Source organism: Flavobacterium hiemivividum (assembly GCF_004349145.1).
Lineage (GTDB): Bacteria > Bacteroidota > Bacteroidia > Flavobacteriales > Flavobacteriaceae > Flavobacterium > Flavobacterium hiemivividum.
Genome location: NZ_SMFO01000008.1, coordinates 127,713 through 145,188, shown reverse-complemented (window position 1 = coordinate 145,188; position 17,476 = coordinate 127,713). Strand labels below are relative to the sequence as shown.

At 35.3% G+C, this 17,476-nt stretch carries 7 protein-coding genes; all 7 read right to left on the bottom strand.

What is annotated here, in order from left to right; all coding sequences use genetic code 11:
- Positions 1 to 5: 5 nt before the first annotated feature.
- Positions 6 to 1,259: a glycoside hydrolase family 27 protein gene (locus tag E0F98_RS11725; RefSeq protein ID WP_243699236.1), complete on the bottom strand. Its 1,254-nt coding sequence runs from the start codon at positions 1,257 to 1,259 to the stop codon at positions 6 to 8.
- A gap of 73 nt (positions 1,260 to 1,332) precedes the next feature.
- Positions 1,333 to 3,630 (bottom strand): glycoside hydrolase family 20 protein, encoded by a 2,298-nt coding sequence (locus E0F98_RS11720; protein ID WP_132111666.1) that lies wholly within the window; start codon positions 3,628 to 3,630, stop codon positions 1,333 to 1,335.
- A gap of 110 nt (positions 3,631 to 3,740) precedes the next feature.
- Positions 3,741 to 5,315: a sulfatase gene (locus tag E0F98_RS11715; RefSeq protein ID WP_132111664.1), complete on the bottom strand. Its 1,575-nt coding sequence runs from the start codon at positions 5,313 to 5,315 to the stop codon at positions 3,741 to 3,743.
- 57 nt (positions 5,316 to 5,372) lie between these two features.
- A complete protein-coding gene (locus E0F98_RS11710) occupies positions 5,373 to 7,445 on the bottom strand; it encodes a sulfatase-like hydrolase/transferase (RefSeq protein WP_132111662.1) in 2,073 nt (690 codons plus the stop codon).
- 567 nt (positions 7,446 to 8,012) lie between these two features.
- Positions 8,013 to 9,776, bottom strand: coding sequence for a RagB/SusD family nutrient uptake outer membrane protein (locus tag E0F98_RS11705; RefSeq protein ID WP_132111660.1), 1,764 nt, complete (start codon positions 9,774 to 9,776; stop codon positions 8,013 to 8,015).
- A 30-nt stretch (positions 9,777 to 9,806) separates the two neighbouring features.
- Positions 9,807 to 13,040: a SusC/RagA family TonB-linked outer membrane protein gene (locus E0F98_RS11700; RefSeq protein WP_132111658.1), complete on the bottom strand. Its 3,234-nt coding sequence runs from the start codon at positions 13,038 to 13,040 to the stop codon at positions 9,807 to 9,809.
- 863 nt (positions 13,041 to 13,903) lie between these two features.
- On the bottom strand, positions 13,904 to 17,245 hold the full coding sequence (locus E0F98_RS11695) for a glycoside hydrolase family 2 TIM barrel-domain containing protein (RefSeq protein WP_132111656.1): 3,342 nt from the start codon (positions 17,243 to 17,245) through the stop codon (positions 13,904 to 13,906).
- Between the last annotated feature and the right edge of the window lie 231 nt (positions 17,246 to 17,476).

Here is a 17,476-nt window from a genome sequence, read left to right as displayed (position 1 = left end):
TTACACTATATTTTCTTTAGGCGAAACAATTTTGTTTCGTGACTTAACACTTTTCCATCCCATTTCTTTCCTTTTCCAATAACTTTGTGCTGCCATAAATCTCTTATTTCGTAGTTGCCGGTTAATCCTAATTCAGCAAAATTGAAATTGGCTTTTTGAGTAGTATCAGCACGATTCAAAATTGCAACTGCAAAATCTCCATTAGATAAAGGCTTTACAAAAACACTCCATTTTTCGTTCTTTACTTTACTTACCGCTTGTTTACCAAGAACATCCTGATTTATAGCAATCACTTCAGTGTTTAGCAAAATGCGTTTCGTTTCCGCATTCATGTTTCTCAGATCGTTAGTAGCAGCCAAAGGCGAGTTCATAATACTCCAAAGACTCATTTGACTTTGGTATTCTGCATCCGTGCAACCAGTTCCACCCATAGCACCCGAAGGTCCTTCTTTACCATAAAGTCCAACTACTAGCATATCCATGTCATTCCAGTGACCTGGTCCCGCATAAACAGCATGATCCTGCGTATAATCGACAATATCAAGTATTCCCGCACCAGTTGCATGTAGATCGCTTTGTTTTTCTGCTGGTTTTAGACTTTTCCATTTATCTCTTACATCTGCAGTAGTACGCCACAACTGACCTCCTACTTGAGCACCCCAAAGCCAAGGCTTACGGTCACCCCATTCACAGATTCCAAAAGCGATATCACGACCGCTATTTCTTAAGGCATCTCCCATTTTCTTATAACGAGTTTTGGCAATTTCCATATCATCTGGAGCACCACAATAATCGTATTTTAAATAATCAATTCCCCAACTAGCAAAAGTTTTAGCATCTTGTTCTTCAAAATTTAAACTGGCAGTATAACCCGCACAAGTAAGCGGTGCAGCATCCGAATAAATACCTAATTTCAATCCTTTGCTATGTACATAATCAGCCAGCGCTTTTATTCCAGATGGAAACTTAACTGGATCTGGAATCATATTATTCTTGTTGTCTCGGCCTCCTTGCCATCCATCATCTATAAATAAATGATCATAACCTGCTTCTAGCATACCGCTACTTACCATGGCATCGGCCATTTCGCGAAGATCTTTTTCGTTAAAATTATCGGCAAAATAATTCCAAGTCATCCATCCCATAGGAGGAGTTGGCGCCAATATTGAACCATTACTGGATTTCGTCTGAGAATTTACATTAGCGCTAGCAAACAAAAGTGCAGCTGCAATAAGACTAATACATTTTTTTTTCATCATTAAACATTGTTAAATGAAAATACAACTATTATAAGTTGGGTTTCATAGATTTCACACAAAAATTAAATACAAACTATTCTACTACTATTTCGTCAGCAAACAACCAACCTGGTTTTCCTTCTCCATTATGTCCTTTAGGAAGTGCAGGGATAATCTTTGCCGTTATTCTAACAAACTTAGCTTTCTGGGCTGCAAAGCTTGTCGTAAAATTATGGATTGCTGTAGGCTCAACGCTTTTTTCCAATGGCAATTCACTTTGTACAACTTCTTTATAATTTATTCCGTCTGTAGAAATTTCGAATTTAACTGCTGTTGGAAAAAATATCCAATCTACTTTGTTTTGCAAACATCCCAAAGCCAATTTGCTCACAGTAGTTGTCTCTCCTAAATCGATGGTTGCAACCATATCTTTAGCATAAAACCCATGCCAGTATTTTGTCACATTAAAAGTACCTCTTACTCCATCAGTTAGACTGTTGTCTCCATTAGCCTTATAAGCACTACTAGGTTTATTCAAATAGCTTACGTTTTTTCCCGACGCTTTATGAATTGCAAAATCTAATTTAGAAGGAATTCCGTTTGCTACTTTTCCTTCATAAACCGATACAGCTCTTACTGATGCCGTTTTTTCGATTGTAAATGGAGCATCATACTTTATACTATTGTCATTTGGATCGCTTCCGTCCAATGTATAGAAAATCTCACTTCCCACTACTTCAGAAGCTAAAGCGACTGTAAGCTGTCCGTTTTCAACTTTAGGAGTAATTTCAATTTTATTGCTTCCTTCAGAATAATGCAATCCTTTTTGTTGAAAACCGCGATAATGCCATTTCAGTCTTTGGTTGAAGCTCGTCCAATCTTTTGCCGCAGAAGGACTCCAAACTACTTCGGCCAAAGCCAACATTCGAGGCAAAACCATATATTCCACTCCTTCATTTGTGGTTATATACTCGGTCCATAAATTAGCTTGTGCTCCCAGTATATACTTTCTGTTTTCCGCTGGTAATTCTTTAGGAATAGGTTCATAATCATACACTTTTCTCAAAGTATTCATCCCACCAATTGCTAATGGTTCACCATCAGGACCTGCTTGATAATGATCAAAATATACTGGATTACCGGGCGTCATCACCACTTCATGGTGCATTTTGGCTGCTTCTATTCCGCCTTTTTCTCCTCTCCAGCTCATAACTACCGCTTCTGGTGCCAGTCCGCCTTCAAGAATTTCATCCCAACCAATCATTTTTCTTTTCTTGCTGACAATAAACTTTTCGATTCTCTTGATGAAATAACTTTGCAGCTCTTCCTCTGTTTTCAGATTTTCGGTCTTCATTCTCGCTTGACATTTTGGACAACTTTTCCACGAGCTTTTATCGACTTCGTCTCCGCCAATGTGTATGTATTGAGATGGAAAAAGCGCCATCACTTCTGTTAATATATCTTCATTGAACTGAAATACATCTTCATTTCCTGGACAATAATTACTAGACATATTCGTATAATCACCTCCTGTTAAAGGCAATTGGAATTTTTGATTGCAACTCAATTCAGGATAAGAAGCTATTGCCGAAGCCACGTGTCCTGGCATCTCGATTTCTGGGACGATATTAACGCCTCTTGCTGCAGCAAATTTGACAACTTCTTTAATTTCTTCCTGAGTGTAATATCCTCCATAAGTAGGTTCTTCACCTGCTTTTGCTTGCGGACGTTTGGCCCAAATTTTATCATTTTGATCTACTCTCCAAGCTCCAATTTCTGTCAGTTTTGGATATTTTTTAATTTCGATACGCCAGCCTTGATCATCAACTAAATGCCAATGAAAAGTATTCATTTTATAATAAGCCAAAAGCTCAATATATTCTTTTACCATGTCAACCGTAAAGAAATGGCGACTTACATCTAAGTGCATTCCACGCCATTTAAAACGAGGATAATCTTTTACTTGCATGCTAGGTATTTTTAAGATTGCATTGGTACGCACTTGCGGTAGCACCTGAAACAAACTCTGAATACCATAAATTAAACCTTTGTTTGTATTTGCGGTAATTCTAACTTCACTTGGCGTAACATTCAATAAATAACCTTCCTCGCCAATTCCCTCCGTAGGACTAATTTTGAATTCGATCTTTTTCCCTTTGCCTTTATTTTGGGATAAATTAATACCCGAAATTTTACTGATCCCTGCTGATAAAAAATCGGCAACGGCTTTTAAATCTTTATCCGATTTTTTAAAACTTATAGTCGTTGTATTATCGATAATAAAACTATCCTTATCAATTTGTATACTAACTGGTTGCGGAATAATAGATACTTTTTGCTGTGCCAAAAGCAGGCAAGGCAATAGCAATGCTGCTAAAATTATTTTTTTCATATTTATTTAATATTTAATCTGGCAATCATAATACTGCCTTAGGTTTATAACTTTTTATTAAAAGAGAAATCAATAAAAAAAAGGGCTCTCCATAATGTTATTATTTTTATTTATGGTGTTTCATCAGGCATAGGAACTGGTTTTCCGGTGCTTTTGAAATTAGGTATTGGCGCTTTATTTTTTCTTAATTCATTAGAAAGAATCGAAGCAAGTTCTTTTACCTTATCAGGATTCACAGCAGAAAGATTATTATTCTCACCTATATCATCGTTCAAATTGTACAATTCCTTCTTACCGGTTCTCATGCTATAAACCATTTTCCAATCACCTTTACGGATAGCACTATAGTAGTTAATTCCAGGTCCGTCTACTCCTCTCCAATTGTGCGGTGAATGCCAAATTAATGACCTGCTATTATCTACGAAGTTTGGGTTTTTCAAAATAGGAAGAAACGATTGTCCGTCAACTTCTTGTATCGTTTTATACTTTTTAATCTGCGCCATTTGCAATATTGTAGGGAAAAAGTCTTCAATAATAACATATTGATTTGCTACTGTTTCCGGCTTTACTACACCTGGCCATTTTACAATCATAGGTTCACGAATACCACCTTCATACACAGATCCTTTTCCTGCTTTTAAAGGTAAATTGTGTGTGTTTTCAATACCGCCACGAGGAGGAACCAGACTTAAACCACCATTATCACTCATGAAAATAACAATCGTATTCTTGTCTACTCCTTTTTTCTTCAGGTAATCCATTATGTCACCTAAACTTTTATCCATTCCTTCAAGTAACGAAGCATATTTAGCTTCAATTGGATCTACTCCAGCGTCTAGGTATTTTTGCTCAAAACGCTTGTCTCCCATTATAGGATCATGAACCGCATAGTGAGCCATGTGTAGAAAGAAAGGCTGCTTGTTTTGAATTGGAAATTCTATTGATTTTATAGCTTCTAATGTTAATGCTTCGGTCAAAAAAGTGTCTGAACCATAATACTCTTGTAAATCAGGAACCGCTTGAACACTGGCTTTCCCCGGAATATTTCCGTAATTATCGGTAGCCAAATAACTCTGTGGATGGCCTGCTGAATGACCAGAAATATTTACCATAAACCCTAAATTGTATGGATTAGCACCCGGAGTACCCATAGAACCCCAATGCGCTTTACCTACATGCGCTGTAAAATATCCTGTATCTTTCAGTAGCTGGGGAAATGGCGTCGCATAAGCTGTGTTCGAAATATTTGGCACAGAACTCAAACCATTCATATTCCAAGACATCGGCACCATTTGTTGGTCTTTACTCTCTGAATTATTGTCTTTGTATGGCGAAGTCCAGTTAGTAATTCCGTGTTTTGTAACATTCATTCCCGTTAATAAACTGGAACGTGAAGGAGTGCAAACTGGCGTAGCATAAGCATTGGTAAATTTCATCCCTTCTTTGGCAAGTCGTTCCATATTAGGTGTATGATACCTTTTATTGAATTCGGTAGTTTTTGTCCAAAATGGCACAGAAGTATCCTGCCAACCCATATCATCCACTAGAAAAACGACAATATTGGGTCTCTTATTTTCTTTGCTTTTTGATGATTGAGCAAATACACTGACAGCAAATAATAACGAAGTCAGTAAACCGAGGTAAAGCTGCTCTTTTTTGAGTGAAATTTTGAGTGTGGAATTCATTTTTATTATAAATTAGTTAGTTCTCAACAAAATACGCAATTCGTATTACTAAGTATATTATTTCGAATGGAATAAGTCACTTGCTTCTAAATTCCTCCAATTGGTTTGCGAAGCAGACTTCCACTTGATGTGAATCGTTTCATTTGCTTTTGAATTTTTCAGCAAATACACCGAAACTGGATGATATCCTGCTTTTAAGAAAACTTCCGCTGTCAATTCTTCACCAGCTTGATATCCAAAATCAGCATCGAATAAATTAGCTTGGTGCAAACGCACAAAAGCCTTACTAGATGTTTTCATCGAAAAGCTGTATTTCCCGTCCGTGGGAACTTTCACAAAACCAGTATACAGAAACATTCCTTTTTTCTTTGTTGATTTGGCGTCGCTTATTGATTTGCTAATTTTTTGTTTTTTAGCTTTCAATCCATCTGTAGCAACTACCCAAGGAAAATCTCCTTCAAAGAATTGTTGAACAACTCCAGATGCGACTTTCGCCGATACTTCTGCTGCCGGAATTAATGCGGTGTCATAAGGACGAGGAGCTTCTGTATCAGCACGTCTTAGCTGTAAAACAGCAGCCTTCATTTGCTGTTGCATTTTTTCGAAACCCGATTTTGAAGCAAGATTGTTTAACTCTCTAGGATCTTTTACAATGTCGTAAATCTCAAAGTCGTCGGCTGCCGATTTAATATCATAGCGAGCTCCTTTGTAATCACCCATTCTAATTATTTGCATTTGTCCGCGTTTCTGGCCTCTGTGTGAAGGATCAAATTCTTTAAAATTAGGTGTTCTGCCTTCCCCTTCATATTCTATATAAACTAGGCTTTCTTTTTGTTTTCCTTTCGAAGTCATTGAAGGTAACAATGAAACTCCATCAGTTCTTGCGGGCGCCGGAATTCCAGCCATATCTGCAAAAGTAGCCATCCAATCAGATAACATTGATGGAGTAGCAATCACTTTTCCAGCTTCAATATGTTTAGGCCAAGTGGCTAAAACTGGCATACGAACACCACCTTCTAAAACATCTCTTTTAATCCCTTCAAAAGTAGCATTACTTGAAAAGAAGGTAGGCTCAAAACCAACGTACTTAGCTGGTAGGTAAGACTCCACAGCCGCGCCGTTATCAGATGAAAATACAACTAAGGTATTTTCGTCAATTTTTAAATCTTTTAATAATTGAAGAATATCACCCACTCCATCATCGATACGACGGTTAGCCGTAGCGTAACGCTTGTAAGTATCTGGCCATGAAAGTTCTTTTGTACTTGGATTATTATCATGATCGTAGGTCGCCTTAGCATATTCAGAATAAACAAAACTATCTGGGACACCCGATGCAGTATTAATCATATGTCCTTTCTTTCCTGTGTATTGTAATCCACCGTTTAAACCTAATCCTTTTGGATAATCTTGAGTAGGTAGTTCTAGTACGGCATGTGGTGCGTCATAAGCAAGATACATGAAAAATGGCTTGTCAGCCTCTTTTCCTTTGGTGTGCTCTATAATTTGTTTTTTGGCCACAGCCGTCCACAAATCTGTGGTATAACATTTTTCAAGTCCATCAGCTACGTCCACATAGTTGTCATAAACTTCTTTTTTACCGCGATATATTCCTTCATAAGGATAATGTTCGTGACCATCCATGTGACGGATGTATCCAAAATAAGAATCGAAACCTCTTTTTAAGGGGTGTGACGGCCAGTAAGGCGCCGCTTTTTCTTCTCCCTGTAATCCCCATTTACCTATTGCCATGGTTTGATAACCCGCTTGTTGAAGAACGGTTCCCACTGTATGATTTTCCTCAAGTGCTTTATCGAACTGGTTGTTTCTAACATGCGCGTTTCCTTGGTTTGTCCCTGTTAACAGCGAACCTCTGGAAGGCGCACAAACTGGTGCATTACAATATTGTTGGGTAAATATCGCTCCCGATGCTGCCATCTCGTCTAAGTATGGAGTGATTTGGTATGGTTTTGAACGATCAGCACTTTTCATTCTTTCATTTTGAAAAAATACACCTACATCGCCATATCCCATATCATCTACTAAAATGTAGATAATATTTGGCTTTTGTTGTCCAAAACTTTTTAAGGCGAAACAGCCTAATAATAGCATCGAAAATATTCTTTTCATCTCTAGATTTATCTTTTAAAATTATTTTTCTATTCTTTATATAGCTATTAAAATAAATGACTCTTTTACAAAAGAAAAAGGGAGAAAATAAATATTCCCCCCAATTTTCAAACTAACTCAACCATTGTAAAATTATCCTCTGTTATTATATTGTATTACGATTTCTTTAATTCTATTATTTCATCCTTATTAATTCCAATTAGCTCAAAACGCCTACTTTAGAAATTAAAAAATATATTGGGGATCAAATGCAATTAAAAAAACTGAATTCCAAAAATATAACAGTTTTTTAAAAATAAACACCAGTACCTACCAGTTTTTTTATTGTTATGTATAAAAATTAGTGCAATTTACAGAGAATTTAAAATTTTCAAAAGACCAATTGTATATTCAAAATAGTCCAACTGAATTAAACCATTTTCATATTACATCGACATTCTAAAAAAATCGCGGTATTCTATATACCAAAAATTACAGCCTAATTCTATTTCGAAAATAAAAGCAAAAAAAATGCCCAGGGATATTTTATATATCCTTGGGCAAATTCCTTTAATGATACTAGTTATACTACCAGTTTGGATTTTGTTTATATCCAGCTAATGTAATTTGATTTAAAGGGATAGGCAATAAATAATCTCTATCTGCTTTAAATTTATATCCAGTTGCCATTGCACCAACATTTTTGTAGGGCTCAACATAACCTTCAGCATTTGTGTTGTAAAGGTTAATTCCTGGCACATTTGCCCATTGTGCTTTTTTAGCACCTAATGGTTTTTTACCAATGATCAACTCATCTGCAGCAGCCCATCTCCATATGTCATCATGACGGAAACCTTCAACAGCTAACTCGATACGTCTTTCTCTTCTTACTTCATTAATAACTGGTGATAAAGTAGGGAAAGCCCAGTTTGGGTCACTTACTATTAGTCCCATTACTAAATTTGGCATTTGAACTCTTGCTCTCAATTGATTAATTGAGATATCAAGATCACCTTGAGTAATTGTTCCTAGTTCAGCTTTTGCTTCAGCATAATTCAATAATACTTCAGCATATCTAAAGAAAATAAGTCCCGCATCGCCCATACCATTTAATTGCTTTGCATAGTTAGGTTCCGTTCCTTTAAATCTTTGAAAACCTGTAGAACAGTTGTCTTCTGTAGCTTGATCTACTATTGGATTTGTAAATAAAAGATCGGCTAAACCTGAAGGACGATTATTAGTGATTGGATGCGCTCCATCATTTACATGAATCGATTGTTTTAACCTTGGATCTCTATTTGTAACAATATCAATTAAAGTTTCATCCCCTTGATAAAGTGAACTAGAACTGATGGGCTTACCATCAATACATAAATAATCGTCAACTAAACTTTTTGTAAATCCCTTACCATTACCACGAGCTCCATATTCAGCCCAACGATTAGTAAAATTAGAAGCTACATCATATCTTCTCCAAAAAATCACTTCTCTACTATTTGAGTAGTTCGACTGATTAAAAAGTGACCAATATCCTCTATTGCTTCCTGTAGCTTTATTATCTAAGTCAAAAATTCCTGAATCAATGATCGCTTTAGACACTGTCGCAGCTTTCGTTAGGTATTTGTCTCCATTAGAACCAGCTACCCCAAAAGGAGTGCCTGCATGGTACTTTTCCCAAGTCCCTTCATACAAAGCAATTCTAGCTTGTAATGCCATAGCAACTTCCCTATAAACGCGGTTGCTTGATGAAGCAGCTTTGGTAGGTAAGTAAAGAGTTGCTTTATCAAGATCTGCTAATATATTATCAGCAATTATTGCTCTTGATACTCTTGGAGCTTTCAATAAATCAGCGTCACTAGGAGTTAAAGCTTTATCAATCCAAGGTAAATCCCCGAATTTTTTCAATAAATCAAAATACAATAGCGCTCTAAAATAATGAGCTTCTCCTACATGTTCTTTAATTACTTCGAAGTTCTCAGTACTCTTAGTATAATTTTGTAGAAAGTAGTTTACGTTTCTAATTCTTCCCCACTCAGTTATACTCCATCCACCACCAGAAGAAGGTACAATGCGCTCCCCGTTAAGAATATTTCCGTTAAAATTAAGATGAACCATGTTATCTGTTCCTTCATCTGAATCTAGGCCGTAAATTCCTTGAGTGAAATATCCTTGGTAAGAAGGAAGGAAGTTATTGTAAAAATTATTGGTGTATAATTTTAGGTCATTTTTAGATTTCCAAAATTCACCATCACTAATATTCACCTCTGGAGAACGCTCCAAGAAGTCACTTTCGCAGGAATTAAGTGCCAAAAGACAAACTAGTCCTACACTGAAATATTTTATAATTTTCATATTATTATAATTTTAGAATTATTATTGTCTTTACAAAGTGATGTTAGCACCTAGAGAAAAACTTCTCTGTAAAGGATAATTTTTAGCATCAGAGAATGTGTTCTCAGGATCTAACACAGAGTGATCATTCATCTTAGTGAATGTTCCTAAGTTATCAACACTGATGTAAAAACGTAGCTTTTGAACTTTTACTTGATTCGAAATAGTATTAGGAAGGGTATACCCAACTTGTACATTCTTGATGCGCAGGTAAGCAGCGTTTATCAAATATTTAGTTTGAGCCTCTGTATTCTTCCAGTTATTACCTCCACCAATATATGATTTTGGGAAAAATCCATTAGGATTCTCAGGTGACCATCTGTCAAGATGTTCTGTGAACAAAGAGCTTTGCCATTCACTTCCAACAATACCGAAATACATATTACTAGTAGTATAGTAATCTCTTTTACCCACACCTTGAATAAAGATGCTATAATCAAATCCTTTCCAGCTACCATCCATAAATAAACTATAACTGTACCTAGGTGTAGAATTCCCAATTACTTTTCTGTCACCAGGATTATCTACAGTAGAATTACCCCAATCAATATTTCCATCACCATTTAAATCAACATACTTGATATCTCCCGCAGACCAATTAGACAAGTTGAATTGTTTTACGTTTGCTAAATCATCTGCTTCAGTAAAATAACGATCCGTTACAAATCCCCATATCTCACCCATCTCTTGTCCTTCATACCATGTGTTCAATAACTTATTAGGGTTAGGATATTTAGTAACACGTCCTTTATAGTCACTTAGAACTCCTCGCACACCATATTTAAAATCCCCTATGTGGTCATTCCAAGCTAATGTCAATTCAAATCCTTTTGTTTCCAAAGCAGTACTGTTTGTTTGAGGTGCATTAATTCCTAAAACGCCAGGCAATTGTTGAGCAGGACCTATGTAGTCATCCATTTTTCTAGTGTACATGTCAAAAATCGCTGTCAATCTTCTGTTCAAAAATGAAGCATCAATACCAAAGTTTCTTGTAGTAGCTGTAACCCATGTTAACGTAGGATCTACTAATCCTGGAGTGTTTACGTAAGGTTCTCTATTTGCACCAAAAAACCAGTTACTTGATGTAGGAGAAACCGTTCCTAAACTTGGGTAAAAAGGATAATTCCCTAAAAGATTAGGATCTTGAGCACCCAATGAACCATAAGAAGCTCTAAATTTAAGTGTGTTCACGACATCAGCGATTCCATCTTTCCAGAAATTTTCTTTGTTTACGTTCCAACCTACAGAAACTCCGGGATATGCTTTCCATCTTACATCTTTTAAGAAACGAGAACTACCATCATAACGCCCCGTAATCTCAAGCAAGTATTTATCATCATAAGAGTAATTTATTCTTCCAAAATATCCTTGAATGGCTAATTTATAAGCATTGTCAGATACAGAAGGAGTGGTTCCATATGAAGTTGAGATAGACGGAATCTTATCAGAATACAAATTATTATTAGCACCAAACAAAGAAGAAAACGTGGTTAATTCCTGAACATAACCTCCTAAAAATTTAAACTGATGCTTTTTAAGATCTAAGTCATAATTAGTAAATGCATTGATGATATTTTTTTGGTATTTAGAAAAGTATCTTGAAAATCTATTTGGAGCAGTTCCTCCTACTTCAGCTAATGTACCGCTTGGCAATGCCGTATAAAGGATCTTAGTATGATTCGTTTCATTGTTAAATACACCATCAAAAGTATAGTTAACAGTTCCACTCCAGTTTTTAGTAAATTTAGTTACAAACTCACCTGTAAATATCGGCTTGTCGTTTGTTACTATATTTCTTCCACCTTCTTTCATCAACAAAATATCACTCTCGTCAGAAATTGCTCCGTCAGGATTATACAACGCTAAATTTGGATGCTTTCTACCTATTTGGTGCATATAATTCCCACCCGTTTTACCTCCATAAGTGTTTGGTGTATCATACACATCTTGAGAAAAAGCACCTCTAAAATTGAAAGTAAGCCAATCTGTAAGATTACTTGAAAGGTTTGTACGAAGATTATAACGTTTGTAGTTATCTTCACCATAGCGATACATTCCTTCTTTTTTATTATAACCTAAACCTACATAGTAATTTGAATTCTCAGATGCTCCACTTACGCCAATATTGTGTTGCTGACTCAATGATACATCTTTGAAATAAATTTTATACCAATCATTATTGGCATTTGCACCGCCCCATGCTTTATAAGAATCACCTGTGGAGTTCGCTACTGTTTCTGTTGCAAGAGTTCCATTTTGATACGCTGTCATTCTATCAATTGCATCCTGGTTGAAAAAAGGGTTTCCTCCTCCATTTGCAAGAGATTGATTATATATTTCTGCGAATTTTAACGAATTCAACATTGTTGGAAGTCCAATTGGAGTGTCAAAGGTGAAGTTGTTGTTGTACGTTATAGAAACAGCTTGCCCTTTTTTTCCTTGCTTCGTTTTAATCAAGATCACTCCATAAGGCGCACTTGATCCATAAACAGCTGAGGCTGCAGCATCTTTTATAACGGAAACACTTTCAACATCATTAGCATTAATGGAGTTGATATCACCTCCTTGAATTCCATCAATAACAATTAATGGCGATCCAGCAGAACCTAATCCTGTAAACCCACGAATATTTATTGACTGGGTAGCGTTAGGCCCTCCACCATTACTAGTAATGTTCAAACCACCCACTGCTCCTTGTAATCCTTGAGATAATCTTGTGATTGGTCTGTCTTTTAAAACTTTTGCATCTATTTGAGTAACTGATCCGGTTAAGTTCGTCTTTTTCTGAGAACCATAACCAACGATTACTACTTCGCTCATTTGCTGAGCCTCAGATTTCAAGACAATCTTTAATACCTTCTTATCTTTAATTTGTATTTCTTGGTTTAGGAATCCTAAATAAGAAAAAACCAAAACTTCTCCCTTTTCAGCGTTAATCGTAAAATTACCGTCTAAATCAGTAGAAACTCCTGTTTTACTCCCTTTCTTAAATACGTTAACTCCAGGAAGAGAAATTCCCTGCTCATCAACTACTTGACCAGTAATCTTTTCAAAAGCAACGCCACTGGTGTTTTCAATCGTAGAAGAAGTAGATCCTTCTAAAAGTGCTCCTCTATTACTATTCTCAGCGTATGCTGTACTAACCATAAAGGTTCCTAGTACCAGCTGAACAAATACAATTTTCTTTATTTTAAAAATCGTATTAGTGTTATTATTTTTAACCATACTTTAATTTTTTTTGTTAGTTCGTGACTAAATAAAATTGAGCTATTACATCTTTGCAATAACAACTTTCTTTAGAATAAGCGATTCAAAATCACCTCTCCTTTTTTCTTGCAATTGTTTACTAATTCGTTTTTCCTTTCATCATTTTTAGTGGTTTGGTTATTAATTATATTGGTATCATGTTTAGTTACACTATTGGGTTATTCGAAAGCGTAGCTCTTTTAGCTATTGGCAGGTTTATTGTACTTTTTTTCAACTCAATCGATTTAGTAAAACGATTTATAAATAAAGTACTGTTCGAAATAAAATAGTTTTCATTTATTTGGCTGAATTAGTTATTTAATGAAAATAGAAGCTACTGTCAAAAATAGAATAGATTATTTATGAAAAAGACCACTACCCACCAGTTTCTAAACGGCTAGTCAAAAAAGTCAATTCGGAATGCTATTTCATTTACTATTAAAAAAATAAACCTTACGAAACAATTGGAGATTCCTACATGTATTTGTTTATTAAAAGTCGAAAAAACAAAATCCACTTAACGCCGTTTGTCGATTAATTTTAGTCGTCCAAATGAGTTAAGTTGTCATTAAGTATAATATTATGTTAAAAACATTCTATATTTAAAACGCACTCATATTTGAAATTAGGAAAAAACCTATGTATATATCAACCGAAAACTAAACCATTTATATTTCTTTAAAAAAACTAAAAGTAAATATCACTCACTACCTACCAGTTGTATTTTTAACAAGAAAAAAGAGTAATAAGGATTTAAAACCTCATTACTCTTTCTTTAATTTTAAATTCATAAATACCTATAATACAAGGTTATCGTGAATTCTATTTACAAAACCCTGCTGTTATTTGGTAGCTGTTTTTACTTTTGAATTAGCATACTCTTTTGATAATTTTAACATAGATTCTTTAGTTCCTTTTTCGAAAGGAATCAAGTAGAAGGAATAGCCTTGTGCCACATCTCCCTTAATCTTGTATTTATCCTGTGGCGTAGATCCCCAACTATCGTCTCCAGCTACACCTCTTTGTCCAAGATCAATATTTAGCTCCACTAAATCACGTTCTTTGATATCGATCGTGTGCTTGCTCGCGTTAATTACAGGAACTCCGTCAATTCTATATTTAGTTTCAATTTTAGCTTTATTTCCATAATCTAAACCATCAGCCGTATCAAAGTCTTCCATGGTCATATGCAAGGCACTGATCCCTAAACCTTTCTTTACATTATCGGCAACAACTAAAAGACCGTTGTCTTTTTCATCAGCTAAAGCTACCCATCTTACATTTGTTTTATAACCGTTTTCTTGTGGACGGATGTAAGGAACGTATTGATCACTTACACTAGACTCATATAAATCTAAGAAAGCAGAATGATATCTATCAGAGTAGTTTTCCCATGGACCACGACCAAAATAAGTCATCTTACTATATTGTTGTGGTAATTGCATACGCATTCCTAGTCTTGGCAAATCAGCTTTATAAGCGGTTTTATCAAGAAGATTCTCCACTTTTACAATTCCGTTTCCATCAATTTGATAGGTACTGTGAAACTTAGTGTTTACACCTGGCAACTCATAAGTTACATTCAATTCGATCAAGTTGTCTGCTACTTTTTTAGTTGACATGCTTTCCACCTCAGAAAATAATGAAGCTTTTTTCCATTCAATATTGTTTGCATACATTCTGCTTCCAGAATCATTATCAGTCACCGCTCTCCAGAAATTAGGTTTAGGTCCTTTTCCGTCTTTCAGCAATTCATTCCCTTTGAATACATAAGAAGTAATACGACCTTCTTTTTTATTAAATTCTAAGCTAACAACATCGTTGTAAACAACAACACCTTTATCAGTATTTTTTACTTTTAATGAAGCTCCTTGCGCTACAGCTGTTTGTTCTTCAACATGCAATCTGTCAATTTTTATTTGTTCATGAGCAACTTCAAATCCTTTTGGTAAAATTCCCCAGTCTTTTTTAGTAACTGCTGAAACCTCAACAAAATACTCCGTATTCTTTTTATAATCAATCCCTTTTAAATCAACACGGATTAATTTTCCTGTGTGAACTTCTACATCTAATGTTTCAGCTGGAACCGTCTTTAATACTTTTCCGTCTGCTTTAATTGTAGCTATTAAATCAAATTGATTCAGATTTGTAAAATCATATAAATTTTCTACTAAAATTCTTAATTCATTATGACCGTTGATTCCTTTTTGCTTGAAATTTATAAACTCATGTGCTTTTTTTACTTCAAAAAGTGCCGGTTGTGGCGATCTGTCTGGAAAAACAATTCCATTGTTCAAGAACGAATTATCCGAAGGCATGTTTTTACCATAATCTCCTCCGTAAGCATAGTAACGCTCTCCTTTTTCATTTGTTTTCCAAATAGATTGATCTACCCAGTCCCAAATAAATCCACCTTGTAAGTTATCATACTGCTCAATAATATCCCAATAATCTTGGAAATTCCCTGTACTATTCCCCATTGCATGCGCATATTCACTTGGAATAAATGGTCTGTCTGTTTTAGATTTTCCTATTTCTTCAAATGCAGCTGGTGATGGATATTGCGGAACAATTATATCCGTATTCCAATCCATATCATAATTGCTTCCGTCATAATCTTTATAAGGACGTTCGTATTGAACAGGTCTTTTGGATTTATCTAAGGCTTTAATCGCTTTGTAACCTGCATAAAAATTCACACCGTTTCCAGCTTCGTTCCCCATAGACCAGATAATTACCGAAGGATGATTCTTATCACGGGCAACCATACGCGTCATTCTGTCCACGTGTGCATTTTCCCAACTTGGCTTTTTAGCCAATGAATGGTCTCCATAATACATCCCATGAGATTCAATATTAGCTTCATCAACTACATAAATACCATGCTCATCACACAATTCATAAAATCTACTTCCGCGAGGATAATGACTTAAACGAACAGCGTTTATATTATTTTCTTTCCATAAACGAATGTCTTTCATGATCATCTCTTCTGACATAACGTGACCTGTTTCTGGATCTGTTTCTTGCGCATTTACTCCTTTTAAAGTAATGCGTTGTCCGTTTACCAATAATAATCCATTTTTAATTTCGACACTTCTAAAACCAATTTGGCGAGTAGTCGATTCAATCGCTTTTCCTTTAGAATCTAAAACATCAATATTTAAAGTATATAAATTAGGATGCTCTGCACTCCACGCTTTTACATTTTTTATTTCAGTAGAAAAAGACAATTTATCAGCGGCGTCTTTCTCGATAGAAATTGCCTCAACTCCTTTTTGCAATACTGTATTTCCATCAAGGATACTGTAAGCAACTTTTAATTTTTGCTTTTTAGACAAATGGTTTTTAAGCTCGACATCTAAACTAAAAACACCAGTTTCATAGGCTTTATCTAAGGTTGAAACTACTTCAAAATCTTTGATTCTTACTTTTGGCTGAGCATATACATAAACACTACGCTCAATTCCGCTAATTCTCCAAAAATCTTGACACTCTAAATAACTACCGTCTGTCCATCTAAAGATTTGGATAGCAATAGTATTTTTTCCAGCCTTAGCGTGTTTTGTAATGTCAAATTCACTAGGCAATTTACTCCCTTGAGAATATCCTACATACTCTCCATTTAACCATACAAAACCTCCTGATTTCATTGCACCAATATGTAGAAAAATTTCTTTTCCATCCCAATCATTGGCGATGTCAAAATCTCTACGGTACGAACCTACTGGGTTATTTTCGTGAGGAACTTTTCCCGGGTATTTTGGATAAACTCCATCCAGCTCCATATCTTTTGCGATAGGCGCTTTATAATCGGCAAATTCATATTGATGATTTACATATATAGGAATACCATAGCCTTCTACTTCCCAGTTTGAAGGTACTTTTATATTATCCCAACCGCTTAGATTCTCTGAAGGATTCATAAAAGTGGTAGGACGATCTTTTGGGGAGTCAACATATTTAAATTTCCACAATCCGTCTAGGACTTGCTTGTACTTTGCATTTCCAGTTGCTGCATCGGCTGCAGAAGTAAAGGATGTAAATGTGGCGCGACCAGGTTCTTTGTTCTCACTGATCATATTTTCATTTTCAATATAATGCCAGATGTCAGCTTTCTGACCGTAGGAATTAACACCGAAAAAAAATAAAGAGCTAATAACTAAAAGGCTATTAATTTTCATATTAAAAAGGTTAAATATTAAGTATTCATTTTTGTTTGTTATGCTATTCTTTAAGGTGTCAAAGCATAACTACTCAAACAACCTCTTATTCTTATTGAATCCTTCTATGCGCTTTTATATAACTTTTAGTTATAATACTGTTTAAAAAAACTTTACCTATGGAAAAAGACATCCGTTTCTTTCATTCCAACTGATTTTTAGAAAAATAAAGAATTCCAAATATATACTGAA

Bases quoted from the DNA above. Each gene is read 5' to 3' on its own strand.
- E0F98_RS11695 (WP_132111656.1), bottom strand. From the start codon at position 17,245: ATGAAAATTAATAGCCTTTTAGTTATTAGCTCTTTATTTTTTTTCGGT.
- E0F98_RS11705 (WP_132111660.1), bottom strand. From the start codon at position 9,776: ATGAAAATTATAAAATATTTCAGTGTAGGACTAGTTTGTCTTTTGGCA.
- E0F98_RS11715 (WP_132111664.1), bottom strand. From the start codon at position 5,315: ATGAATTCCACACTCAAAATTTCACTCAAAAAAGAGCAGCTTTACCTC.
- E0F98_RS11720 (WP_132111666.1), bottom strand. From the start codon at position 3,630: ATGAAAAAAATAATTTTAGCAGCATTGCTATTGCCTTGCCTGCTTTTG.
- E0F98_RS11710 (WP_132111662.1), bottom strand. From the start codon at position 7,445: ATGAAAAGAATATTTTCGATGCTATTATTAGGCTGTTTCGCCTTAAAA.
- E0F98_RS11725 (WP_243699236.1), bottom strand. From the start codon at position 1,259: ATGATGAAAAAAAAATGTATTAGTCTTATTGCAGCTGCACTTTTGTTT.
- E0F98_RS11700 (WP_132111658.1), bottom strand. From the start codon at position 13,040: ATGGTTAAAAATAATAACACTAATACGATTTTTAAAATAAAGAAAATT.